We start from the raw sequence: 21,760 nt of genomic DNA on the forward strand, positions 1-21,760 counted from the left end.
CCGTTCTTGCTTGCTTACAGAGGCCGCATCCTTTATCCGGGTGGCTGCCTCGCGTTGGAGCGGCCCCGGCCGTGATTGGGCTGGGCGCATCTAACAGATTGCATAGGGATTACCCGCGAATGGCCAATGTTGTCGTCGTCGGCGCCCAGTGGGGCGACGAAGGAAAGGGCAAGATCGTCGACTGGTTGTCGGAGCAGGCGGACATCGTCGTCCGCTTCCAGGGCGGCCATAACGCCGGCCATACCCTGGTGATCAACGGCAAGACCTACAAGCTCGCGCTGCTGCCGTCCGGCGTGCTGCGCGACCAGAAGCTGTCGGTGATCGGCAACGGCGTCGTGTTCGATCCCGCCGCCTTCCTCGACGAGGTCACCAAGCTGCGGTCGCAGGGCGTCGCGGTCAGCCCGGACAATCTGCGGGTCGCCGAGAACGTCACCCTGATCCTGCCGCTGCACCGTGAACTCGATGCCTTGCGCGAGTCCTCCAACGCGGCGACCGCGATCGGCACCACCCGCCGCGGCATCGGCCCGGCCTACGAGGACAAGGTCGGCCGCCGCGCCATTCGCCTGATGGACCTCGCCGATCTCGACACCCTCCCGCACAAGATCGACCGGCTGCTGGCGCATCACAACGCTTTGCGCCGCGGCCTCAATCTGCCGGAGTTCGACGGCAAGGAGATCCTGAAGGAGTTGACCGCGTTCGCGCCGCAATTGCTGCCCTATGCCGAGACGGTGTGGCGGCTGCTCGATATCAAGCGCCGCGAAGGCAAGCGCATGCTGTTCGAAGGCGCGCAGGGCGCGCTGCTCGACGTCGATCACGGCACCTATCCTTACGTCACCTCGTCGAACACTGTGGCGGCGCAGGCCGCGACCGGCTCGGGCCTTGGCCCCGGCGCGGTCGGCTATGTGCTCGGCCTGTGCAAGGCCTATACGACCCGCGTCGGCCAGGGCCCGTTCCCGACCGAGCAGGACAACGAGACCGGCCGCAAGATCGGCGAGCGCGGCCGCGAGTTCGGCACCAATACCGGGCGTCCGCGCCGCTGCGGCTGGTTCGATGCGGTTCTGGTCCGCCAGGCGGTCCGGACCTGCGGCATCAACGGTCTGGCGCTGACCAAGCTCGACATCCTCGACGGCTTCGACACGATAGAGGTCTGCACCGGCTATCGGCTCGACGGCAAGGAGATCGATCATTTCCCGGCCGGCGAGGGGGCCCAGGCCCGGGTCGAGCCGATCTACGAAACCATCGAGGGCTGGAAGGAGCCGACCGCGGGTGCGAGGTCCTGGGCTCAGTTGCCGGCCCAGGCCATCAAATATGTCCGCCGGATCGAGGAATTGGTGGGCTGCCCGGTGGCGCTGCTTTCCACCAGCCCCGAACGCGAGGATACTATCCTGGTGCAAAATCCGTTCGAGGCTTAACGATATCTTACCGGGACGTGCGCTAGTTGAGTTGAAATGGCTGATTATTATCCGCTGATCGCCCGCGCTATTGCCGCCCTGGACCCCAACGCTCCCGGCGAAAGCCGTCGCGCGCTCTATGAGCGGGCGCGCACGGCGCTGATCGCACAGCTGCGCAGCGTGCAGCCGCCGCTCTCCGAATCCGAGATCACCCGCGAACGGCTGTCGCTGGAAGAGGCCGTCCGCAAGGTCGAATCGGAAGCTGCCCAGCGTGCCCGCGAAGCCTCGCGCCCCGGTGGCGGCACGCGCAGCGGCGGCAGTGGCGATGCCTTCCGCCGTGCCAGCACCCGCGCCGCCGATGGCAACTCGCCCGCCGCCCAAACCGCTGCCCCGCCGCGCGCTCGTCCGGCCCCGCCGCCGCCGCGCGCCGACCGGCCGTCCTTCAACGTCGATGACCAGGGCGATGCCCAGCGTCCGCCGCGCGCCCCCCGTTTCGACGCGCCGCGCCAGCCGGGTCCTTCGGCCCCGCCGCCGATGCCCGAGCCGCCGGCGCCTGCCGGACGTGATCGCGCCGGTGGGCGCCGTTCCCCGGACATGGGATCCGCGCCGCCGCCTGCACCGGGTGTGCGCGGCTTCCGCGACATCACGGCCGACGCCAACGATCTCGGCGGTGCCGCCGCGCAGGCCAACCGTGCCGCGCGCCGCACCTACGCCAACGTGCCCTCGCCCTCGCCGGAATTCGACCGGCTCGAGCCGAGCCTGGAGAATCGCGCCGCCGGGGTGGACGCGCCGTATTCCTACGACGAATCGATCGAGGAGGCCGAGCGCTACGCGCCGCAGTCGCAGCCGCCGCGTCCGCACATTCCGGTTCTCGACCGCGATCCCAAGAAGAAGCGCGCCCGCACCGGCTCCGTATTTCCGTTCAAGAGCGCGATCGCCGTCGGCATCGTGCTGATCCTGGTCGGCGCCGGCATTCTCTGGGGCAAGCAGCTGGTCCAGACCGCGAGCGGCCTGCTCAAGTCCTCGCCGACGCAGGTCGTGGAAGCGCCGAAGGATACGTCCCAGCCGCAGAGCAAGCCGAAGATTCCGGATCGCGTCGGCCAGCCTTCGGCCAGCGACCAGCCGATCGCGCCGGTGGCGCAGAAGGTCGTGCTCTATGACGAGGATCCGTCCGATCCGAAGGGCAAGCAATATGTCGGCTCGGTGGTGTGGCGGCTCGAGCCGATCAAGGCCTCGGGCGCCCAGAAGGCCGACGTCGCCGTGCGCGCCGACATCGAGATTCCCGACCGAAAGTTCAAGATGACGATGTCGTTCCGCCGCAACACCGATTCGTCGCTCCCGGCGAGCCACACCGCGGAGCTGACCTTCATCCTGCCGCAGGATTTTCCGGGCGGCAGCGTCTCCAACGTGCCGGGCATCCTGATGAAGTCGAACGAGCAGGCCCGCGGCACCCCGCTCGCAGGGCTCGCGGTCAAGGTCACCGACGGCTTCTTCCTGGTCGGCCTCTCCAATGTCGACGCCGACCGCAGCCGCAACGTTCAGCTCCTGAAGGAGCGCTCCTGGTTCGACGTGCCCCTGGTCTACGCCAACCAGCGCCGCGCCATCATCGCCATCGAGAAGGGCGCTCCCGGCGAGCGCGCCTTCAACGACGCGTTCGCGCAGTGGGGCGACTAGGGTAGCTGATGTTCACCTCTCCTTCCGGAGAGGTGAACTGACCTCTCGACGATCCAACCGAAATTGAACCGCGCCTATTGTGCAGCCGCTTCCCGCTTGCGCGATGTTGCTGCGGCTGCGTGCTCACGGTCCATCACGGCGCGGCAGCCGGGGCTGACCTGCGCCTTTTTCTGCACCATGCACGACCGGATCCTCGGGATGTCGGGGATCTCGCTGGAGCACAGCCGCATCGCGTCGCCCGAGCACATCTGCTGCGCTTCGGACGAGAAGGCCTGGCCGGGTGATGTCTGGAGGGTGATGGCGGCGGTGGCGACGGCGAAGAGAGTTGCGATTGTCTGGTAGCGTGTCATGCGGAATGCGTCCCCGAGTTCCGTGGGCTTGAGCCACTTGGTTTTTGGGGCGCCGCACGCGGCTTGATCTGCCGCATGTTACAGCCTTCACGCCGGGAACATTAATCCCGCATGTGGTCGCTCGATCTCTCGTGATGTTCGAATCGAAAAGTGCTGCGCCGCCCGAGCGAAGTATGCGCCATTGTCACGCAGCTGCAATGGCAAGCCAAAAGGATTTCCCGATTGTTGCGCGCACGTCACGCACAATGCGGGCGCGCGCGATCAGGTCAAACGATCGGAGGATACGCTCGCTTGTTCGGCGTCGCTCGCGCCAAGCGCCGCGGGATGCTCCTCGACCGCCGTCACGCCCTTGGCCGTGAGCTCGAACAGGTCGCCGTCCTTCATCACATAGCCGTCGGCGATCAATTGTCCCACCTTGCCTTGCCGATCGTCGGCGAAGGCGACCGATTGGCTGATGTCCCTGAGGATCGAAAGCTGTTCGTCGCGCAACATGGATTCACTCTCCGTTCACCGGGAATGGTTCCGGTCCTCACATGCCGTGACTCTGGAACACCTTGCTGCACGACTTCGACAGTTTGGCCCGGTTGGCCTGCAGACAGCCCTGCACCGCGCCGTCATTGCCGAGGTCCTTGCGGCAGAACCGCGAAGCGTCCCGCGAACAGGCCTGCTGCTCCTGCGGCGAGCCCATATGGCCTTGTGCGAGAGCAGGCGCGTTCGACAGGCCGCTCAGGGCTGCCAACGCGATCGTCGCCAGGAGAAATTTGCAGGCCATCGGCGGCTCCAATCTGACAAAATGGATATTCAGGTCCTGTCTGAACTCGTCGCCTTGCCGCTTGTTCCCCCGGGGGTAGAGCGCCCCCCGCTATTCAAGGTTCCCGCGGCGCTGCTATAACACTGGCGAAAGGTGAGGGTGCTCGATGAAACGCTATCTGGTGTTTGCGCTGGTGGGCCCGTTCGTGGGCGGGTTTCTGCTGCTGCTGACGACGACCTATCAGTCCGGCTATTGGGCCCAGACCAATCTCGCCGAGGTCGGCAAGCTGTTCGCCGTGTTCTTCAAATCCCTGCAGTACAGCTATCTGTTCGGCTTCCTGCCGTCGCTGATGATCGGCGCGGTCGACGACATCCTGGTGCACATTCGCCGGATCGGCCCTGTGCTGCGGATGCTGCTGGTCGGCCTGTTCGCCTTCGTCCTGGCCTCGCTGACCTACAGCTCGCGCGGACCGGATTCGGGCGCCGTGCAGTTCATCCTGTACGGCCTCGTCGGCTTCGTGCCGGCCGTGATTTCATCCTGGCTCGTCCATCGATATGTCGAGGAGCCGCAGCCGGTGGCCGCGCCGACCTGAGCGCGCGACGTTCGCCCGCACACTGCAACCTCGGCGGCCTATCGGCGTTTCCTCCAGGCGATGACCATGCCCGACGACGACATTCTTGCTCCGCGCAGGCCTCCTTCGGAAGGCGGCTCGCGCGCGTCTTCTGCGCGCACCGGAGCGCGCGGGCCGATCATCGATCAGGAGGGCCACGAGATCCGGCCCGAAACGCTGGAGCAGGGTTTCCGCGAATTTCGCTTCGAATTCGGTCAAGGGAGCCCGTTCGGCAATCTGACGCGCGAGCAGCGGATCGCGCGGCTCGAGGCGATCGCAAAGCTGCTCGACGTCGCCTTCATCCTGCCCGGCACCAACATCCGCTACGGCATCGACGGGCTGATCGGGCTGATCCCCGTCGTCGGCGACATCATCACCACCGCGATCTCGCTGTGGCTGGTTCGCGAGGCCCGCGCCCTGGGTGCGCCCTGGTACATCACCGCGCGCATGCTCGGCAACGTGGCCGTCGACGGCGTGGTCGGCATGGTCCCGCTCGCGGGCGATGCCTTCGACGTCATGTTCCGCGCCAACATGCGCAACGTGCGGCTACTCCGGCGCTGGCTCGACAAGCAGCCGCGGATCTGAGCTCCCCCGGAAACGCGAAAAGCGCGACGGCCCTTCGGACATCGCGCTTTCAACGCACATCGCAATGCTTGCGAAACTTAAGGCTTGCGAAAACTTACGCCGCGTCGGCGTCGGTGGTCGCTTCCACCGGCTTGGGGCGGCGGGGCAGCGGGAAGGCTTCGCTCTCATACAGCGAGCGGATGCCGTTCTGGTCGAAGCGCGCTTCCTCGACCTGCAGATAGGCGCCGTTCAGCGAATCCGTCGGCAACTGCTCCATCGCGAACTGCACGGCCTCGGCCGCGGTGCCGAACCGGCGATAGGTGAAGCCCGCACGCTTCTTCTTGCGGATCGCGGCGGGGAAGAGCTCGGCGGAGGTGTTGAAGTTGAACGGACGCAGTGGACGCATGGTCAAAGACCTCGTGATCTTGTCTGGGGCTTTAAGCGCGTGGGGTTTTGACGGGCTGCGGCCACGATCGGGTGGGCCCGCCGCACATGTCATTTTCGCCCTCTAATATAGGCCGATTTGACAAAATTGCGACCCCTGCGATGGGAGATGATGAATCCGCGCATGGCAGCCCCGCAAGAGAAATAAACCAAGCAAATTCAATGTCTTGTTTGGTTTACAACTTGCCGAGCAGCAATAGGACGACCAGCACCACCAGCACGAGGCCGCCGATCCCCATGCCGGAATGGCCCATGCCATAGCCATAGCCGCCGACCCGGCCGGACATGCCGCCCAGAAGATAAATAATCACCAGGATGATCAGGATGGTCCCGAGCGACATGGCATCCTCCCTCGCGGCCGCAGCAACGCGATGATCGGCCGCACCGCCACAGAAGGAAAGCACATCGCGGCGCCGGGTTCCATGGCGGAACCCGGCGCCGCGCAGCGCTTATTTCGGCTCGAGCTTCAACGCCGCCGAGTTGATGCAGTAGCGCAGGCCGGTCGGCCCGGGACCGTCAGGGAAGACGTGGCCGAGATGGCCGCTGCACTTGGAGCACAGCACCTCGGTGCGGATCATGCCGTGGCTGACGTCCCGCTCCTCGTCGACATGGCTCTCGACGGCGGGCTGGGTGAAGCTCGGCCAGCCGCAGCCGGAATCGAACTTGGCATCGGACTCGAACAGCACGTTGCCGCAGCCGGCGCAGACATAGGTGCCGGCACGGTGGTCATGCTCGTACTCGCCGGAGAAGGGACGCTCGGTCGCCTTCTCGCGCAGCACGGCATACTGCATCGGCGACAATTCCTGCCGCCACTGCTCTTCGCTCTTGAGGACCTTGTCGTCCGTGGGTTTCGTCCTGGTGTCGGGCATGGGTCTCCCGTTTTTTTCGGTGATCTCGTTTTCAGTGATCTTGTTCAGTGATCTTGCGATCAGTTGGTGGCCTTGCTGGCGCTCACCAGCGTCGGCTTCTCGATGTAGTTATCCGCGAACAGCTTTTTCAGGTTCTCGACCTTCGGGAGGTCGTTGTAGGCGATGTAGGGCTGGTTCGGGTGCAGCGTCAGATAGTCCTGGTGATAGGCCTCCGCCGGATAGAACGCCTCGAGCGCCCCGACCTTGGTCACGATCGGCTTGCTGAAGACCTTGGCGCCGTTGAGCTGGGCGATATAGGCCTCGGCCACCTTCTTCTGCTCGTCGGAGGTGGTGAAGATCGCCGAGCGATATTGCGTGCCGCTATCGGGGCCCTGGCGGTTGAGCTGGGTCGGGTCGTGCGCCACCGAGAAGTAGATCTGGAGGATCTTTCCGTAACTGATCTTCTTCGGGTCGTACTTGATCTCGACCGACTCGGCGTGGCCGGTCCGGCCGCTCGAAACGGTCTGGTAATCGGCCGTCGCCTTGGTGCCGCCGGCATAACCGGAGACCGCGTTGACGACGCCCGCGGTGTGCTGGAACACGCCCTGCACGCCCCAGAAGCAGCCGCCGGCGATCACGGCAGTCTGGATTCCGGTTGCGGGTGCTGAATCCACGGCGGGAGCCGGGATCACGACCGCATCCTCTGCGGCCCGGGACGGCATGGTGTAAGCCAGCGCCAAAGCTGTGGTTGCGGCGGCGGCGAGCAAGGACAGGAGGGCGGGGCGGCGCATGGTGGATCCTCTTTCGGAAGGCCTGCAGTCTAAGGCGGTTGGAGCCGGGCGAACAGCCTGCCCGGCATTTTCAGACATCTGAGATACGGGCCGGCCGGGCCATTGTTACGGCCTGACGGACACGGGTCCGTGAAGAAGGCCGCTCAGGACAGCGCGGCTTTGCGAGGCGGGGAACTCCGCGCTAGATGAACCGGCGCGATCGATGGTCGACTTGGAAATGTGATGGCTGGAGCTGGTCCGAGAAACATGCTGCGCGTCGTATCCCTGACCCTCGTCGTCATGTTCGCCATGCTGGCCGCCTGGAGCCCGATCGCGGCCGCCGATCCGCAAGCCGGCGACGACCTCGCCACCTGCCATGACCGCCAGGCGGAGACCAAGGCCCGCGCGACGGCCTGCGACAACCTGCTCAACGCCGACCGCGTCACCGGCAAGGACAAGGGCATCGCGCTCTCCGTGCGCGGCAATACGCTGATCAACAAGCGCGACTACGTCCACGCGATCGAGACCCTGTCCATGGCCGTCGACCTCGATCCCGACAATGTCGTGACGCTCAACCTGCGCGGCCTCGCCTATGAGCGGACCGGCCAGGACGACCTCGCGATGGCGGACTACAACCTCGCGCTCCAGAAGCGCCCGACCTACGGTGTCCCCTACAACAACCGCGGCGTCATTCATCTGCGCAGGAACGCGCTGCAAAGCGCACTCGAAGATTTCAACCTGTCGATCAGGTACGCGCCAAAATTCCTGCTCGGCTGGACCAACCGCGCCCGCGTGCGCACCCTGATGAAGGACTATGACGGCGCGATCGCGGATTTTGCGGAAGCCGAAAGGATCGATCCGAACGCGCCGCAGATCGCCGGCAACCGCTGCATCACCTACGGCATGATGGGCAGGTTCGATCAGGCCTTCGCCGACTGCGACGGCTTGATCCAGAAGCAGCCGAAGAACCAGTACGCGCTCAACAATCGGGGCGAAGTCAACCTCATGAAGGGTGACTTCGATGCCGCGTTGAAGGACTACAATACGGTCATTCAGCTCAACCCGAACAGTGTGCGCGCCCATTCCGGCCGCGGCCAGATCTATGAGCACAAGCATGATCTCGGCCAGGCGCGCGCCGACTATCGCGCCGCGGCCTATTCGCTGACGAAGTTCGACGAGCTCGACGTCGCGCGCGCACGCGCCAAGGCGCAGGAGCGGCTCGCCGCGCTGACGCCGCAGGCGCCGGCCGGGTCCACCGGGCGCCGCGTGGCGCTGGTGATCGGCAACGGCGCCTACAAGAACGTCCATGCGCTGCCCAATCCGCCGCGCGATTCGAAACTGATCGCGAGCGTGCTGCACGATCTCGGCTTCCAGACCGTGATGTCGACCAGCGACCTGACCCGCGACAAGTTCTTCCAGGCCTTGCAGGCCTTTGCAGCGGAAGCTGAGAAGGCGGACTGGGCCATGGTCTACTATGCCGGACACGGATTCGAGATCGGCGGCGTGAACTATCTGGTGCCGGTCGACGCCAAGCTTTCGGCCGACAAGGACGCCGAGACCGAAGCCGTCGCGCTGGAGCAGGTGATCGCGGCCGTCGGTGCCGCGCGAAAAGTCCGCCTCGTGGTGCTGGACGCCTGCCGCGACAATCCGTTCGCGCCGACCATGCAGCGCACGCTGTCGCTGAAGCTGGTCGACAAGGGCTTTTCCAACATCGAGCCCGGCGCGGGCTTCATGGTGGTCTACGCCGCCAAGCACGGCGAGACTGCGATGGACGGCGACGGCAGCGCCAACAGTCCCTTAGCCACCGCGCTCGCCCGCGACGTCAAGGAGCCCCGCGTCGAGATCAGAAAACTGTTCGACATCGTTCGCGACGACGTCTGGGCCGCGACCAGGCACGGCCAGCAGCCGTTCACCTACGGCTCGCCGCCGGGGCGCGAGGATTTCTATTTCGTCGCGGGGAAGTGAGGGCTGCGTCGGGATGCGAAAGCCGTGCGTCTCAAAAAGGGTGGGCACGGTGCCTTGCGCATTTGCCCACCCTGCGCCACCGGCGTGTCACACCACGATGCTCAGCCTTTTCGCCGCCCGCGTGATGCCGGTGTACAGCCACCGCGCCCTCGACTCCTGGAACGCAAAGCTCTCGTCGAACAGCACGACGTCGTCCCATTGCGAGCCCTGCGATTTGTGCACGGTCAGGACGTAGCCGTAGTCGAACTCGTCATAGGGCTTGCGCTGCTCCCAGGCGATCGCCTCGACGCCGCCTTCGAAGCAGTCGGCACGCACCGAGACCTTCGTCACCTTGTGCCCGAGATCCTCGTCGGGTGACAGCCGCATGCTGAGGATGCGCGATTTCGAGCGCGAGGTGTTGCGCGATTTCACGCGCCACAGGCCGCCGTTGAACAGGCCCTTCTTGCGGTTGTTGCGCAGGCACACCAGCTTGTCGCCGGCGACCGGGAAGACGTCCTCGATGTTCTGCCGCTGACGCACCCGCATGTTGTACGCGCGCCTTGTGTTGTTGCGGCCGACCAGGACCTGGTCGGCGCCCATGACGCGATCGGGATCGAGCTCCTTGCGCGACACCACCTCGCTCTCGCCATAGCGGCCGATGTCGAGCTCGCGCCCTTCGCGGACGTCCATCGACATCCGCACGATCGGATCGTCCTGGGCCTGGCGGTGCACCTCGGTCAGCATCGCGTCGGGCTCGGTGTTGGTGAAGAAGCCGCCGCCCTGGATCGGCGGCAGCTGGGCGGGATCGCCCAGCACCAGCAGCGGGCAGTCGAACGACATCAGGTCGCGGCCGAGTTCGGCGTCGACCATCGAGCATTCGTCGATCACGATCAGCTTGGCTTTGGATGCCGGCGCGTCGTCCCACAGCTCGAAGCTCGGCTGCTCCTCGCCGGATTCACGGGCGCGGTAGATCAGGGAGTGGATGGTGGAGGCCTCGTCGCAGCCCTTGTTGCGCATGACGAGCGCCGCCTTGCCGGTGAAGGCGGCGAATTTCACCTCGCCGTCGACGCCCTCGGCAATGTGCCGCGCCAGCGTGGTCTTGCCGGTGCCGGCAAAGCCGAACAGCCGGAACACCGGCGGCGTGCCGTTGCGGCCCGGTTTTGCCTTGAGCCAGTCGCCAACGGCCTTGAGCGCGGCGTCCTGATGCGGGGTGAAAGTGGCCATGTCTGTCTTGAGGAGGGGGGCGAAACGGAGCGATTCGCCATCCACAAAACTAACCATTCGCCCCGCTGGTTCAAGCGCGGGGCCATCGCATTTCAAGGCCGTTGTTCGCGGCCCATCCTTCGAGACGCCCGCCTTTTTGCGGGCCCTCAGGATGAGGGCGGAGTGCGCGGCGGCAGTTTCGGCAGGCGAGGTGCCGCCTAGCCTCATCCAGAGCAGACCGCAAAGCGGTCGTCTCGAAGGACGAGGCGCGCGCTCAACGGATCGCCCCTACTGCCAGCCGGGAACGCCGCGCATGTCGGGCAGATGGTGGGCGATGCCCTTGTGGCAGTCGATGCAGGTCTTTTCCTTGGTGAACAGGAAGCGCTGGTGCGCCACCGAGGCCCGCGGCGACTGCTTGGTGATGTCCATGGAATCGGCGCTGTGGCAGTTGCGGCATTCCAGCGAATCGTTGGCTTTGAAGCGCGCCCATTCATGCGCGGCGAGCTCGAGTCGGTGGTCCTGGAATTTCTCGCGGGTGTCGATCGTGCCGAAAAGCTTGCCCCAGACCTCCTTGGAGGCCTGCATCTTGCGCGCGATCTTGTCGGTCCAGTTGTGCGGCACGTGGCAGTCCGGGCAGGTCGCGCGCACGCCGGAGCGGTTGGAGAAGTGGATGGTCGACTTCAGCTCGGCGAAGACGTTGTCCTTCATCTCGTGGCAGCCGGTGCAGAACTTCTCGGTATTGGTCAATTCCAGCGCGGTGTTGAAGCCGCCCCAGAAGATCACGCCGGCCGCAAAGCCCGCCAGCACCAGCACGCCGAGCCCGAACACCGAGCTCGGCCGGATCAGCACCTGCCAGAGCTCCAGCGCGAAATCCCGGCAGCGCGGGATGAAGCCGCGCTTGGCTTTTGGCTCGTCAGCAGTCGTCGTCATCGCCGGCCACCCGGACTTGCACGCGACAGCAAGGTGTCGATATCCGTAAAATCGTTGCTGACGGGCGGCGTGGCGGTGTTCTGCGGCACGTGGCATTCCGTGCAGAAGAAGCGGCGCGGCGAGATCGAGGCCAGGAACTGGCCGTCGCGGTCCATGAAATGCGTGATCGAGACCATCGGCGCCTGCGATTCGGCGATCCGTGCCCGCGCGTGGCAGGACAGGCATTTGTTGCCGTTGAGGTCGATCTGGTAGCCGTCGATCGTATGCGGGATCACCGGCGGCTGCTCCGGATAGTTGCGAACCTCTCGCTCGGACGTGTTTCGGTTCGGCAGCATCGGAGGCGCCGGACCCTCTTCATTGAGCGGGGTCGGACCGCGCAGGCCCGATGTCACCGTCTGCGCGGTCAGCGAGCTCGCGCCTGCGGCGACCGCGACCGCGAGCAGGGCGATTGCAAATCGTTTCATCATGACAGGTTCACCCGCTCGATGCGCACGGCGCATTTCTTGTAGTCGGTTTGCAGCGAGATCGGATCGGTGGCGTCGAGCGTCACCTTGTTGATCAGCTTGGATTCGTCGAACCACGGCACGAACACCAGCCCGCGCGGCGGCCGGTCGCGGCCGCGCGTCTCGACCCGGACGCGGATGAAGCCGCGGCGGGAGACCACCTTCACCTCGTCGCCGCGGCGGATCTTCGCTTCCTGCGCGTCGTCGGGATGCATGAAGCACACGGCCTCGGGGAAGGCCTTGTAGAGCTCGGGCACCCGGCGCGTCATGGTGCCGGAATGCCAGTGCTCGAGCACGCGGCCGGTCGAGAGCCAGAACGGATATTCGTTGTCGGGCGATTCCGCCGCCGGCTCGTAGGGCAGGGCGAAGATGCGCGCCTTGCCGTCGGGATAGCCGTAGAACTGCACGTCGGTGCCTTGCTTGACATAGGGGTCGCTGCCTTCGCGGAAACGCCATTTGGTTTCCTGGCCGTTGACGACAGGCCAGCGCAGCCCGCGTTCGCGGTGATAGGTGTCGAACGGCGCGAGGTCGTGGCCGTGGCCGCGGCCGAAGGCGGCGTATTCCTCGAACAGGCCCTTGTGGACGTAGAAGCCGAACGCCTTGGACTCGTCGTTGAGATAACCCTGCTCGATGTCGGAGACCGGGAACTTGTCGACCTGACCGTTCTTGTAGAGCACGTCGAACAGCGTCTTGCCGCGTACGTCCGGCTTCTTGGCGATCAGCTCCTCGGGCCAGACCTCCTCGATCTTGAAGCGCTTGGAGAATTCCATGAGCTGCCAGAGATCGGACTTCGACTCGCCCGGGGCAGCGACGAGCTGATGCCAGAACTGCGTACGCCGCTCGGCATTGCCATAGGCGCCTTCCTTCTCCACCCACATCGCGGTCGGCAGGATCAGGTCGGCCGCGAGCGCGGTGACCGACGGATAGGCATCCGAGACCACGATGAAATTGTCGGGGTTGCGGAAGCCCGGGTAGGTCTCCTCGTTGGCGTTGGGACCGGCCTGGAGGTTGTTGTTGACCTGGACCCAATAGGCGTTGATCAGGCCGTCCTTCAGCATCCGGCTTTGCAGCACGGCGTGGGCGCCGGGCTTGTCGGGAATGGTGCCCTCCGGGAGCAGCCAGATCTGCTCGGCCTTGGTGCGGTGCTCCTTGTTGGTCACGACCATGTCCGCCGGCAGGCGGTGCGAGAAGGTGCCGACCTCGCGCGCGGTGCCGCAGGCCGAAGGCTGGCCGGTCAGCGAGAACGGGCTGTTGCCGGGCGAGGAGATCTTTCCGGTCAGAAGGTGGATGTTGTAGACGAGGTTGTTGCACCAGACGCCGCGGGTGTGCTGGTTGAATCCCATGGTCCAGAACGAGACCACCTTGGTCTTGGGGTCGGCGTAGAGCTCGGCGAGCGCCTCCAGCCGGTTCAGCGGCACGCCGGACATTTCGGCCGCCTTCTCCAGCGTGTACTCCGACACGAACTTTGCGTACTCGTCGTAGCTCATCTCGGTGGAATCGTTGGCCTTGGCCGCGCCTGTCGCCTTCTTCTGCAGCGGATGCTCGGGCCTCAAGCCATAACCGATGTCGGTCTGGCCGCGCCTGAAGATGGTATGCGCGGCAACGAAGTCCTTGTTGACCCGGCCGGTCTTGATGATGTGGTTGGCGATCGCGTTCAGCAGATAGAGATCGGTCTGCGGCTTGAAGATCATGCCGATGTCGGCGAGGTCGAACGAGCGGTGCTCGAAGGTCGAGAGCACGGCGACGCGGACATGCGGCGCGGACAGCCGGCGGTCGGCGAGGCGCGTCCACAGGATCGGATGCATCTCCGCCATGTTGGAGCCCCACAGCACGAAGGCGTCTGTGGCCTCGATGTCGTCATAGCAGCCGGCCGGCTCGTCGATGCCGAAGGTGCGCATCATGCCGGCGACGGCGGAGGCCATGCAGTGGCGCGCATTGGGGTCGATGTTGTTGGTGCGGAAGCCGGCCTTGAACAGCTTCACGGCCGCATAGCCCTCCCAGACCGTCCACTGACCGGAGCCGAACATGGCGACGCCGTTCGGCCCGCGCTTCTTGATCGCCTCCTTCCACTTCACCTCCATGATGTCGAAGGCTTCGGTCCAGCTGATGGGCGTGAATTCGCCGTTCTTGTCGTACTTGCCGTTCGTCTTGCGCAGCATCGGCTGCGTCAGGCGGTCGTGGCCGTACATGATCTTGGAGAGGAAGTAGCCCTTGACGCAGTTGAGGCCGCGGTTGACCTCGGCCTTGGTGTCGCCGTGGGTGGCGACGACGCGGTTGTCCTTGGTCGCGACCATCACCGAGCAGCCGGTGCCGCAGAAGCGGCAGGCGGCCTTGTCCCATTTCAGTTCGGCGACGTCGCGATCAGTGACGAGGTTCGCGGCGAGCGCCGGGACTGGCATGCCCGCGGCGGCGGCCGCGATCGCGGCGGCCTCCAGCTTCAGCATCTGGCGGCGGTCGAGCTTTGGTGATGTCATGATGGCTCTTCCTTGCTCAGGCGGTTTCGATGGCGTGGAAGACGAGCGCCGCGGAGTAGACGTCGGGCAGCGACTGGATGGTGTTGAGCAGGGTGCCGAGGCTGCCGGAATCCGGCGCCTCGGTCACCACGACGAGCTTGCCGCGTGGATCGCGGCCGTGGATCTCGCAGCCGGGAAGGGCGGTGATCGCGGCTTCCAGATCGGCGAGACGCTCCGGGCGGGCCTGCACGATGATGCTGGCGATCTCGCAGCCGGGGGGCGCGACGACGCGGTCGGCGCCGAGCACCCGGCCGGTGATCAATGCACGGCGGTTGTATGCGGTTTGGGCCATGATGCCTGTCTTTCGCTGTTCGAATGATCAATGCGGGGAAGGCGGCGGGCCGGGAGGGCCGGCGAACATCTGGTAGATCCAGACGCCGAGACCGTAGGAGCCGACCGTTCCGACCGCGAGGACGGGCATCAAGATCGCGGTCAGGAACAGGAATGCGAAAATCTCCATGCGCTTACGGCGCACGCGCGATGTCGCGTCGTCAGGGGCCGACATATCCGGTCTCGTCTGAAATGTGGGGATTGGGACGGCATCCGGGCCGTTACCTTGCTGCATTTTAGATGCAGCCAAGCCGCTGTCGCGTTGATCTGGATCAATCTGCGAGGTCGCCGGAATGTCGCAGCCCGGCTTCCTGGGCAGCGCCGGACTGCCACGTGGGCGCGAAGAATCGTTCTCCCGCGCGGCGGAATTGCTGCTCCGTAGACAGCGCCGCCCCGCTCATTAAGATGCCTGCAACAAAAAATAAGCGGGCAAGAAACTTGGGAGAGACGGCGTCATGAAGTTCGGCATCTTCTACGAGCTGCAACTGCCACGGCCCTGGGTGGCCGGCGACGAGCTGAATCTCTACCAGAACGCGCTCTCGCAGATGGAACTCGCCGACAAGCTCGGCTACGACCACGCCTGGGTGGTCGAGCATCACTTTCTCGAGGAATATTCGCACTCGCCATCACCCGAATCGTTCCTCGCCGCCGCGAGCCAGCGCACCAAAAACATCAGGCTCGGCCACGGCATCCTCCAGCTCACCACCAACCATCCGGCGCGCGTTGCCGAGCGTGTCGCAGTGCTCGACCTCTTGTCCAACGGCCGCTGCGAATTCGGCATGGGCGAGAGCGCCTCGATCACCGAGCTGACGCCGTTCGGCCGCGACATGGAAACCAAGAAGGAGGTGTTCGAGGAGGCCGTGGCCGCGATCTTCCCGATGTTCAAGGACGCCGGCTCCGAGCATCACGGCAAATATTTCGACATCCCCCTGCGCAACGTCGTGCCCAAGCCGGTGCAGAAGCCGCATCCGCCGCTGTGGATGGCGTGCTCGCAGCTGCCGACCATCGAGCGCGCGGGCCGCCACGGCTTTGGCGCGCTCGGCTTCCAGTTCGTCAGCGCGGATGCCGCGCACGCCTGGGTGCATGCCTATTACAACGCGATGACCAAGCGGCTGCAGAAACTCGCCGACTACGAGATCAACCCGAACATGGCGCTGGTGTCGTTCTTCATGTGCGCGAAGACCGACGAGGAGGCGCGTGCGCGTGCCGACGGCGCCACCTTCTTCCAGTTCGCGCTGCGCTTCTACGGCGCCTCGCAGAACCGCCAGCGTCCCGCGCCCTACACCGTCAACATGTGGGACGAGTACAACAAGTGGAAGCGCGACAATCCGGAAGCGCAGGAGGCCGCGCTGCGCGGCGGCCTGATCGGCTCGCCCGAGACGATCCGCAGGAAGCTGAAGCGCTTCCAGTCCTCGCACATCGACCAGGTCATCCTGCTGAATCAAGCGGGCAAGAACAGCCACGAGCACATCTGCGAATCGCTGGAGCTGTTCGGCCGCGAGGTGATGCCGGAGTTCCAGAACGATCCGGCACAGGCTGTCTGGAAGCAGGGCGTGATGAGCGGCGAGATCAAGCTGGAAGAGATCGACACCGAGGCTTTTTCGGACCGCTACGGCAAGCTCGCCATCAACGTCGCGCCGGCGAAGGCTGCGGCGGGGTAGGGGACTGCTGATCGTGGCAAAACACCGGATTTATACGACGAGCTTCGCAAGCGTGTACCCGCTGTACGTTGCGAAGGCAGAGAAGAAGGGACGGACCAAGGCAGAGGTCGATCAGGTCATCTCCTGGTTGACAGGCTATGGTCAGAAGGAGCTGGAAGCTCAATTGAAAGAGAAGACGGACTTTGAAACCTTCTTTGCGAAGGCCCCAAACATCAATCCGTCGCGAGCCCTGATCAAAGGCGTGGTTTGCGGCGTCCGGGTCGAGGATGTCAAAGAACCGACGATGCAGGAGATCCGCTATTTGGATAAGCTGATCGACGAGCTGGCCAAGGGAAAAGCAATGGACAAGATCTTGCGGAAAAGTGGTTCCTGAGCCGCCAGCCTTCGTCCACCTCGTTCGGCGGCGTTGCGGGAGATACCCGACGACCCCGCCTTCCTCCGCGCAGCCATCGCTGATAAACCCTAGGCAAACGCGACAGGGAGAGAACGATGCGCCCTCACGGAGCGCCTGCAAATCCGGCGGCCGGCGATGTCGCCTCCGCGGTCCTCGCCATCGGCCGCCCCGATTTCCCAAACGTGCTGATCGATACGCTGCGCCGGCAGGCCGATGTCGGCCATTGCATGGTGTTCGCGCTGAGCCGGGCCGGCGCCGCACACTGCCTGCTCGATGCCGGCAACATCCCGATCGGCGGGGATCTCGGCGCCGCCTATGCCGGGCAATTTCACGAATCCGATCCCAACCGCGATGCGCTGTTCGAAGGCGAAGGCGGCGCGCCGATCATGCTGCCGGCGTTCGCACCGCGCATGTACGGCGCCCGTTATCGAAAGATATTCTTCCACGATTCCGGCATCGTCGACAAATGCGCGGCTGCGATCTGGACTGGCGACACTTGCTTCTACGTCAATTTCTACCGTATCGCCGCGCAGGGCCGCTTCAGCGTCGCGCAGCGCCAGCGGCTGGAGACGATCGCACCGGCGATCGCGGCGAGCATCGCGCGTCATTTTCAGGAGAAGGCAACGCCCGAGCAATCGCTCGCCGTTTTATTCGCAACGCGCGCGCCGCTTTCCGGTCTCACGCCGCGCGAACGCGAGGTCTGCCGGCGCATCCTCGAAGGCTTCAGCTCGGAGGCGATCTCGCAGGCGCTCGGCATCAGCCTGCATTCGACGCTGACCTATCGCAAGCGCGCCTATGAACGGCTCGGCATCTCCTCGCAGAGCGAGCTGTTCGCGATCGTGCTGCAACTGCTCGCCGGGCCGCGCAGCCTGAACTGAGGATTGGATCTTCCCATCCGAATTCAGCACATGGTCGGCAGGCTGAGGCGCTTTTGAGAAGCCACAAAACAGAGCTGAACACGCTGGCGCGGATGTCGCCAGCGTGAACCGCATGAGGCGTCTTGGCTAGAGCATGATCCGGAAAAGTGCGAAGCGGTTTTCCGAAAAGAACATGCTCAAACAAGAACCTGAAGCGCGATGACGATTCATCCCAATCTCATCGCGCTTTAGTGGGCGAACTCGCTCTTCGCCATCATCAGATGGTGCCGCTGGTGGTGTGCGCCCTGCACCATGATCCCCATGAAGCCCAGCGCCTTGAGCTTGACGACTTGCCTGGCGTCCGTGCTTGTGACGATGAGCTTGACCCCGTTGGGCAAGTCTTCCGTTTTGGCGTTCCAGCCAAGCTGGCTGAGTTCGTGTGTATGCGCGGGGACCATACGCTTGATCGCATCAAGTGTGCGGCCCTCTCCGGTCACGGCGATCTCAACGCCGTCATCAAGATTGCGCTGCGCAGCCGTCGCGCGCATCGTAACCTCGTCCATATCGATCAGGTGCTCACGTAGCGCCGAGATGTTCACTTTCGACCAGTCGGTCGTCGGATCGGCATCGAGGATACTTACGACTTCCTGGATCGTACCGAACGCTTCTTGCCCGGGCATGATCGGCTGACCGGTCGTTCCCGTCATGCCGTGCCGATGCATCCCATTTTGCATGTCGTGCATCATCGGGCCACCCTGCTGCATCATGGGATGCTGCTGATCAGGACTTCCCGAATTCATCTGCTCATGCATACGGGTGTGGTTGGGCATCTGAGCTGCTGCGTACGCAGTCGCGGCAACAATCGCGACGCCGGCAAGGCCGGACTTCCATGACCATGACATGATCGACCTCATTCCTGTGCGCGCCCTTGTTGCCTGAATATGCCATTGAGGCCGCATCCGCATATGATCACGATCATATCTTGATCACGCCAATGGCTTCGACAGCCTGATTTTTCCCTTAAGTCTTTCGATTTCACCGGCGGCCGCCATGTCGGCCAGTGTTCGGTATAACGCCTCATGGGTAAGGCCGAGCTCGCCCGCCAGGTCTTTGAGGGTGCCGGTCAGCTTGACATTGCGTCCGTCGGCTCCGGTATTGAGAGCCAGATAGTGCCGGACACGATCACGGGCCGAGTGAATGTTTCGCTGTTCAACGCGCGTACGCAGCTTCATGACCTGGCGAGCGAGCATCGCCATGAAGGCTTGTGCGGTTTCCGGGTTGCGCTCGAATTCGGTCAGCACTATCGCCTTGGGATAAAGGCGAACGACGGCGTTGGTCGTCGCAATCGCATCGCAGTGATAGGCTGGCGCGAAAAGCGAGGCTTCAGCGAGGGTTTCACCAGCCACGGCAACATGAAGCAGCGCCTCGCGCCCCGCGCGGTCCACGCGAACCAGCCGTAACTTGCCGGTGATCACCTCGTAGAGCCCGACAGTCCGCTGCTCCGAGCGAAATAGAACTTCTCCGGCCTTGAGCGCGCGCTCAACTCCAGCAATCCGAACATTCCGTGAGAGCCAGTCCGCCATATTGGTCGCCTTGTGGCCTCGTCACCTATCTAATATTGCTTCAGGGAGCACCGACGAACCCTAGACCAACGCGCGGCAAATGTCCGTAGTCGGCCCTTCGTTCGCTTATGCGTTTGCCGATGTCCGGGGTTGTTGGCCATGCCGAACTCGCTATCGCGACTGCCTGTTATCCGGCTCGTGACGACACGCCCGACGCCGTCCGTCCCTATCCCTAGGGACAGACGCCGGCCCCCGATTTCGCTAGTCTGGCCTGGAAAACACGAGAATCCAGGGAGGCCGCCTTGAGCACCGCGCCACGCATCGACATCGACCCGGCCGCATTCTGGGCCGATCCCTACCCGATGCTTGCGCGGATGCGGAAAGAAGCACCGATCGTTTTCGTGCCGCAGCTCGGCTCGACGCTTTTGACCAGCCGCGACGATATCTCGATCTCGGAGAAGCAGATCGACGTGTTTTCCTCGCACCAGCCCGCGGGCCTGATGAACCGGCTGATGGGCCACAACATGATGCGCAAGGACGGCGAGGCGCATCAGGTCGAGCGCCGCGCGATGTTTCCGACGGTGTCGCCGAAGACGGTGAAGGCGCACTGGACCGCGCAGTTCCAGGCCCATGCCGACCGCATCATCGACAGTATCGAACCGGGGCGGATCGATTTCATGCGCGACTTCGCGCTGCCGTTCTCCGGTGAATGCCTGAAGTCGATCACCGGCCTTACCAACATCGGCTTCCAGGACATGGATGCGTGGTCGCAGGGCATGATCGAGGGCATCGCCAACTACGCCGGCGATCCCGCCGTCGAGGCGCGCTGCCATGCGGCGACGTCGGGCATCGATGCGGCGATCGACGACATCCTGCCGGTGATCACGAAGAATCCGGACCAGAGCATTCTCGGCGTGCTGCTCGCCTCCGGCATGCCGATGGAGAGCGTGCGCGCCAACGTCAAGCTTGCGATTTCCGGCGGCCAGAACGAGCCGCGCAAGGCCATCGCCGGCACGATATGGGCGCTGCTGGCCCATCCCGCGCAGCTCGATCTCGTGCGCAGCGGCGAGGTGTCGTGGTTGCAGGCGTTCGAGGAATATGCCCGCTGGATCTCGCCGATCGGCATGTCGCCGCGGCGCATCGCAAAGCCGTGGTCGATCCGCGACGTCGACTTCGAAACCGACGAGCGCGTGTTCCTGATGTTCGGTTCGGCCAATCGCGACGAGAAGCATTTTGAGCGCGCCGACCAATTTGATGTGAGACGAGACACGTCGAAAAGCGTCGCCTTCGGCGCCGGACCGCATTTCTGCGCCGGCGCCTGGGCCTCCCGCGCGATGATCGCCGACGTCGCGCTGCCGACCGTGTTCGCGCGTGCCAGGCAGCTCGAGATTGCCGATGACGAGCCGGTGCGGCTCGGCGGCTGGGCGTTCCGCGGGCTGCAAAATCTGCCGGTGAAATGGCTGCATTAGTCCGGCAAGGCCCGGCCCACCCCGAACGCCGCCATGATGCCATCTTGCCCCTGTTTTGCCCGACGTGTCAAATCGACTTCGGATAATACGTAAGTCGTTGTTTTCGCGGGCCCGGCTACTGTGCATGGGGTTGTTTTCGGGATTTTTTGAGTCCCGGGCCGGGCGAGGAGGGCAGGATCGCCCATGACGTCGTGGTTAACGCAGCCCGGCCGCGGGAGCACGGCTCCGCCGAGCTTGCCGGCCTCGAAGGCTCCATCATGGGCTACCTTTTGTCGGCGGATGATCGTACCTAAATAAGGGGAACCCCCGTTCGGGGACCACGCCATGAATGTAGTGCCTCGCGATCTCATGACCGAAATCCCCGTCTCGTCCGCCGATTTCCGCGGCGCCATGCGCCACCTCACCGGCGGCGTCAGTGTCATCACCGCCGGGCGGGGCAAGGACATTACCGGCATGACGGTGACCTCGGTGACCTCGCTGTCGGTCGATCCGCCGACACTGCTGGTCAGCATCAACCGGGATGCCTCGTCCTTCCCGCTGATCCGCCGCTACGGCGCCTTCGGCGTGAATATCCTCGCGGCCAACCAGCTCGACGTTGCCGAGCGCTTCGCCGGAAAGGGCGGGCTGAAGGGCGCTGATCGTTTCGCAGGCAGCCGATGGGTGACGGCGGTCTCGGGTGTTCCGCTGCTGGTCGGCGCACTGTCCGCCGTGGATTGCGAGGTCGAGGAGATCGTCGAGCGCCATTCGCACGGTATCTTCATCGGCCGTGTCAGGGACGTCAGGAATTCGACCCGCAATGCCGCGTTGGCCTATTGGCACGGCCAGTATGTGGCGGTCGACCCGGACGAAGAAGACGCGGCCACGCTAGCCGACGTCAGCGTTCCCGCGCGCGGCCGGCGCGGCGTTTGATCGCCGCCCCCAGGCTGGCCTTTTTTCCCTCATCGCTCTAGAAGCGCGCTGAGCCTTCCATCCGGGACGGCCATGGAGCGGAA

General features: G+C 64.5%; 25 protein-coding genes and 1 pseudogene. 11 read left to right on the top strand and 15 right to left on the bottom strand.

Annotated features, from left to right (window positions below; genetic code table 11):
* The first annotated feature begins 119 nt into the window (after positions 1-119).
* A complete protein-coding gene (locus NR187_RS03645; protein ID WP_211382295.1) occupies positions 120-1,412 on the top strand; it encodes an adenylosuccinate synthase in 1,293 nt (430 codons plus the stop codon).
* A gap of 36 nt (positions 1,413-1,448) precedes the next feature.
* Positions 1,449-3,065 (top strand): hypothetical protein, encoded by a 1,617-nt coding sequence (locus tag NR187_RS03650; protein WP_211382296.1) that lies wholly within the window; start codon positions 1,449-1,451, stop codon positions 3,063-3,065.
* Between the two features lie 74 nt (positions 3,066-3,139).
* On the opposite strand, the gene NR187_RS03655 is transcribed toward NR187_RS03650, so the two are convergent.
* The 3 genes from NR187_RS03655 to NR187_RS03665 all read right to left on the bottom strand — a co-directional run bounded on the left by NR187_RS03655 (position 3,140) and on the right by NR187_RS03665 (position 4,187).
* Positions 3,140-3,415 carry a hypothetical protein gene (locus NR187_RS03655; RefSeq protein WP_211382297.1) on the bottom strand — a complete coding sequence of 92 codons (276 nt, stop codon included), beginning with the start codon at positions 3,413-3,415 and terminating at the stop codon, positions 3,140-3,142.
* Between the two features lie 261 nt (positions 3,416-3,676).
* Positions 3,677-3,907 (bottom strand): hypothetical protein, encoded by a 231-nt coding sequence (locus NR187_RS03660; protein ID WP_256805724.1) that lies wholly within the window; start codon positions 3,905-3,907, stop codon positions 3,677-3,679.
* 37 nt (positions 3,908-3,944) lie between these two features.
* Complete coding sequence (locus NR187_RS03665) at positions 3,945-4,187, bottom strand: hypothetical protein (protein ID WP_256805725.1); 243 nt, start codon at positions 4,185-4,187, stop codon at positions 3,945-3,947.
* Positions 4,188-4,332: 145 nt separating this feature from the next.
* Between NR187_RS03665 and NR187_RS03670 the strand changes: the two genes are divergently transcribed.
* Positions 4,333-4,758 carry a DUF5413 family protein gene (locus tag NR187_RS03670; RefSeq protein WP_256805726.1) on the top strand — a complete coding sequence of 142 codons (426 nt, stop codon included), beginning with the start codon at positions 4,333-4,335 and terminating at the stop codon, positions 4,756-4,758.
* Positions 4,759-4,818: 60 nt separating this feature from the next.
* Positions 4,819-5,361 (top strand): DUF4112 domain-containing protein, encoded by a 543-nt coding sequence (locus NR187_RS03675; RefSeq protein ID WP_256805727.1) that lies wholly within the window; start codon positions 4,819-4,821, stop codon positions 5,359-5,361.
* A gap of 94 nt (positions 5,362-5,455) precedes the next feature.
* Here NR187_RS03675 and NR187_RS03680 read toward each other — a convergent pair whose 3' ends face one another.
* The 4 genes from NR187_RS03680 to msrA form a co-directional block, all read right to left on the bottom strand.
* Positions 5,456-5,746 carry a hypothetical protein gene (locus NR187_RS03680; protein ID WP_211382302.1) on the bottom strand — a complete coding sequence of 97 codons (291 nt, stop codon included), beginning with the start codon at positions 5,744-5,746 and terminating at the stop codon, positions 5,456-5,458.
* Between the two features lie 214 nt (positions 5,747-5,960).
* Positions 5,961-6,125, bottom strand: coding sequence for a DUF3309 family protein (locus NR187_RS03685; protein WP_211382303.1), 165 nt, complete (start codon positions 6,123-6,125; stop codon positions 5,961-5,963).
* A 108-nt stretch (positions 6,126-6,233) separates the two neighbouring features.
* On the bottom strand, positions 6,234-6,653 hold the full coding sequence (gene msrB / locus NR187_RS03690) for a peptide-methionine (R)-S-oxide reductase MsrB (protein WP_211382304.1): 420 nt from the start codon (positions 6,651-6,653) through the stop codon (positions 6,234-6,236).
* A 59-nt stretch (positions 6,654-6,712) separates the two neighbouring features.
* Positions 6,713-7,423, bottom strand: coding sequence for a peptide-methionine (S)-S-oxide reductase MsrA (gene msrA / locus NR187_RS03695; protein WP_256805728.1), 711 nt, complete (start codon positions 7,421-7,423; stop codon positions 6,713-6,715).
* Between the two features lie 246 nt (positions 7,424-7,669).
* On the opposite strand from msrA, the gene NR187_RS03700 reads away from it, so the two are divergent.
* Positions 7,670-9,367 (top strand): tetratricopeptide repeat protein, encoded by a 1,698-nt coding sequence (locus tag NR187_RS03700; RefSeq protein ID WP_256806201.1) that lies wholly within the window; start codon positions 7,670-7,672, stop codon positions 9,365-9,367.
* Positions 9,368-9,454: 87 nt separating this feature from the next.
* On the opposite strand, the gene NR187_RS03705 is transcribed toward NR187_RS03700, so the two are convergent.
* The 6 genes from NR187_RS03705 to napE all read right to left on the bottom strand — a co-directional run bounded on the left by NR187_RS03705 (position 9,455) and on the right by napE (position 15,000).
* Positions 9,455-10,570 (bottom strand): ATP-dependent RecD-like DNA helicase, encoded by a 1,116-nt coding sequence (locus NR187_RS03705; protein ID WP_256805729.1) that lies wholly within the window; start codon positions 10,568-10,570, stop codon positions 9,455-9,457.
* A 267-nt stretch (positions 10,571-10,837) separates the two neighbouring features.
* Positions 10,838-11,479: a NapC/NirT family cytochrome c gene (locus NR187_RS03710; RefSeq protein WP_211382308.1), complete on the bottom strand. Its 642-nt coding sequence runs from the start codon at positions 11,477-11,479 to the stop codon at positions 10,838-10,840.
* Entirely contained in the window at positions 11,476-11,946 is a 471-nt protein-coding gene (locus NR187_RS03715) for a nitrate reductase cytochrome c-type subunit (protein WP_211382309.1), read from the bottom strand. The genes NR187_RS03710 and NR187_RS03715 overlap by 4 nt, the downstream gene beginning before the upstream one ends.
* Positions 11,943-14,456: a nitrate reductase catalytic subunit NapA gene (gene napA, locus NR187_RS03720; RefSeq protein ID WP_256805730.1), complete on the bottom strand. Its 2,514-nt coding sequence runs from the start codon at positions 14,454-14,456 to the stop codon at positions 11,943-11,945. The genes NR187_RS03715 and napA overlap by 4 nt, the downstream gene beginning before the upstream one ends.
* A gap of 16 nt (positions 14,457-14,472) precedes the next feature.
* Positions 14,473-14,787 carry a chaperone NapD gene (locus NR187_RS03725; RefSeq protein WP_211382311.1) on the bottom strand — a complete coding sequence of 105 codons (315 nt, stop codon included), beginning with the start codon at positions 14,785-14,787 and terminating at the stop codon, positions 14,473-14,475.
* 27 nt (positions 14,788-14,814) lie between these two features.
* Positions 14,815-15,000, bottom strand: a complete 186-nt coding sequence (gene napE / locus NR187_RS03730) for a periplasmic nitrate reductase, NapE protein (RefSeq protein WP_256805731.1) — start codon at positions 14,998-15,000, stop codon at positions 14,815-14,817.
* Between the two features lie 280 nt (positions 15,001-15,280).
* Here napE and NR187_RS03735 point away from each other — a divergent pair, with 280 nt between their 5' ends.
* From NR187_RS03735 to NR187_RS03745, 3 genes are all read left to right on the top strand, one after another.
* Positions 15,281-16,486, top strand: a complete 1,206-nt coding sequence (locus NR187_RS03735) for an LLM class flavin-dependent oxidoreductase (protein WP_256805732.1) — start codon at positions 15,281-15,283, stop codon at positions 16,484-16,486.
* Between the two features lie 13 nt (positions 16,487-16,499).
* Positions 16,500-16,859 carry a DUF2200 domain-containing protein gene (locus NR187_RS03740; RefSeq protein WP_211382313.1) on the top strand — a complete coding sequence of 120 codons (360 nt, stop codon included), beginning with the start codon at positions 16,500-16,502 and terminating at the stop codon, positions 16,857-16,859.
* 116 nt (positions 16,860-16,975) lie between these two features.
* The gene (locus NR187_RS03745) at positions 16,976-17,758 is read left to right on the top strand and encodes a helix-turn-helix transcriptional regulator (protein ID WP_256805733.1); all 783 of its coding nucleotides are present in this window, start codon (positions 16,976-16,978) and stop codon (positions 17,756-17,758) included.
* Between the two features lie 227 nt (positions 17,759-17,985).
* Here the strand turns inward: NR187_RS03745 and NR187_RS03750 are convergent, their stop codons facing one another.
* A complete protein-coding gene (locus NR187_RS03750; RefSeq protein WP_211382315.1) occupies positions 17,986-18,639 on the bottom strand; it encodes a hypothetical protein in 654 nt (217 codons plus the stop codon).
* A gap of 84 nt (positions 18,640-18,723) precedes the next feature.
* The gene (locus NR187_RS03755; protein ID WP_211382316.1) at positions 18,724-19,320 is read right to left on the bottom strand and encodes a Crp/Fnr family transcriptional regulator; all 597 of its coding nucleotides are present in this window, start codon (positions 19,318-19,320) and stop codon (positions 18,724-18,726) included.
* A gap of 281 nt (positions 19,321-19,601) precedes the next feature.
* Here NR187_RS03755 and NR187_RS03760 point away from each other — a divergent pair, with 281 nt between their 5' ends.
* From NR187_RS03760 to NR187_RS03770, 3 genes and pseudogenes are all read left to right on the top strand, one after another.
* Complete coding sequence (locus tag NR187_RS03760; RefSeq protein ID WP_256805734.1) at positions 19,602-20,768, top strand: cytochrome P450; 1,167 nt, start codon at positions 19,602-19,604, stop codon at positions 20,766-20,768.
* 164 nt (positions 20,769-20,932) lie between these two features.
* Positions 20,933-21,061, top strand: a pseudogene (locus NR187_RS03765) (ABC transporter ATP-binding protein); the annotation flags it as partial.
* 31 nt (positions 21,062-21,092) lie between these two features.
* Entirely contained in the window at positions 21,093-21,677 is a 585-nt protein-coding gene (locus tag NR187_RS03770) for a flavin reductase family protein (protein WP_211382318.1), read from the top strand.
* The last annotated feature ends 83 nt before the right edge of the window (positions 21,678-21,760 follow it).

Origin of the sequence: Bradyrhizobium sp. Bra64, from assembly GCF_024519875.1 — a bacterium.
Lineage (GTDB): Bacteria > Pseudomonadota > Alphaproteobacteria > Rhizobiales > Xanthobacteraceae > Bradyrhizobium > Bradyrhizobium japonicum_G.

Coding starts and splice junctions, on each gene's coding strand:
- NR187_RS03755 (WP_211382316.1), bottom strand. CDS start 19,320: ATGGCGGACTGGCTCTCACGGAATGTTCGGATTGCTGGAGTTGAGCGC.
- NR187_RS03675 (WP_256805727.1), top strand. CDS start 4,819: ATGACCATGCCCGACGACGACATTCTTGCTCCGCGCAGGCCTCCTTCG.
- NR187_RS03665 (WP_256805725.1), bottom strand. CDS start 4,187: ATGGCCTGCAAATTTCTCCTGGCGACGATCGCGTTGGCAGCCCTGAGC.
- msrA (WP_256805728.1), bottom strand. CDS start 7,423: ATGCGCCGCCCCGCCCTCCTGTCCTTGCTCGCCGCCGCCGCAACCACA.
- NR187_RS03735 (WP_256805732.1), top strand. CDS start 15,281: ATGAAGTTCGGCATCTTCTACGAGCTGCAACTGCCACGGCCCTGGGTG.
- NR187_RS03710 (WP_211382308.1), bottom strand. CDS start 11,479: ATGACGACGACTGCTGACGAGCCAAAAGCCAAGCGCGGCTTCATCCCG.
- NR187_RS03645 (WP_211382295.1), top strand. CDS start 120: ATGGCCAATGTTGTCGTCGTCGGCGCCCAGTGGGGCGACGAAGGAAAG.
- NR187_RS03655 (WP_211382297.1), bottom strand. CDS start 3,415: ATGACACGCTACCAGACAATCGCAACTCTCTTCGCCGTCGCCACCGCC.
- NR187_RS03715 (WP_211382309.1), bottom strand. CDS start 11,946: ATGATGAAACGATTTGCAATCGCCCTGCTCGCGGTCGCGGTCGCCGCA.
- NR187_RS03770 (WP_211382318.1), top strand. CDS start 21,093: ATGAATGTAGTGCCTCGCGATCTCATGACCGAAATCCCCGTCTCGTCC.
- NR187_RS03705 (WP_256805729.1), bottom strand. CDS start 10,570: ATGGCCACTTTCACCCCGCATCAGGACGCCGCGCTCAAGGCCGTTGGC.
- NR187_RS03685 (WP_211382303.1), bottom strand. CDS start 6,125: ATGTCGCTCGGGACCATCCTGATCATCCTGGTGATTATTTATCTTCTG.
- napE (WP_256805731.1), bottom strand. CDS start 15,000: ATGTCGGCCCCTGACGACGCGACATCGCGCGTGCGCCGTAAGCGCATG.
- NR187_RS03650 (WP_211382296.1), top strand. CDS start 1,449: ATGGCTGATTATTATCCGCTGATCGCCCGCGCTATTGCCGCCCTGGAC.
- NR187_RS03700 (WP_256806201.1), top strand. CDS start 7,670: ATGCTGCGCGTCGTATCCCTGACCCTCGTCGTCATGTTCGCCATGCTG.
- NR187_RS03680 (WP_211382302.1), bottom strand. CDS start 5,746: ATGCGTCCACTGCGTCCGTTCAACTTCAACACCTCCGCCGAGCTCTTC.
- msrB (WP_211382304.1), bottom strand. CDS start 6,653: ATGCCCGACACCAGGACGAAACCCACGGACGACAAGGTCCTCAAGAGC.
- NR187_RS03745 (WP_256805733.1), top strand. CDS start 16,976: ATGCGCCCTCACGGAGCGCCTGCAAATCCGGCGGCCGGCGATGTCGCC.
- napA (WP_256805730.1), bottom strand. CDS start 14,456: ATGACATCACCAAAGCTCGACCGCCGCCAGATGCTGAAGCTGGAGGCC.
- NR187_RS03750 (WP_211382315.1), bottom strand. CDS start 18,639: ATGTCATGGTCATGGAAGTCCGGCCTTGCCGGCGTCGCGATTGTTGCC.
- NR187_RS03660 (WP_256805724.1), bottom strand. CDS start 3,907: ATGTTGCGCGACGAACAGCTTTCGATCCTCAGGGACATCAGCCAATCG.
- NR187_RS03670 (WP_256805726.1), top strand. CDS start 4,333: ATGAAACGCTATCTGGTGTTTGCGCTGGTGGGCCCGTTCGTGGGCGGG.
- NR187_RS03725 (WP_211382311.1), bottom strand. CDS start 14,787: ATGGCCCAAACCGCATACAACCGCCGTGCATTGATCACCGGCCGGGTG.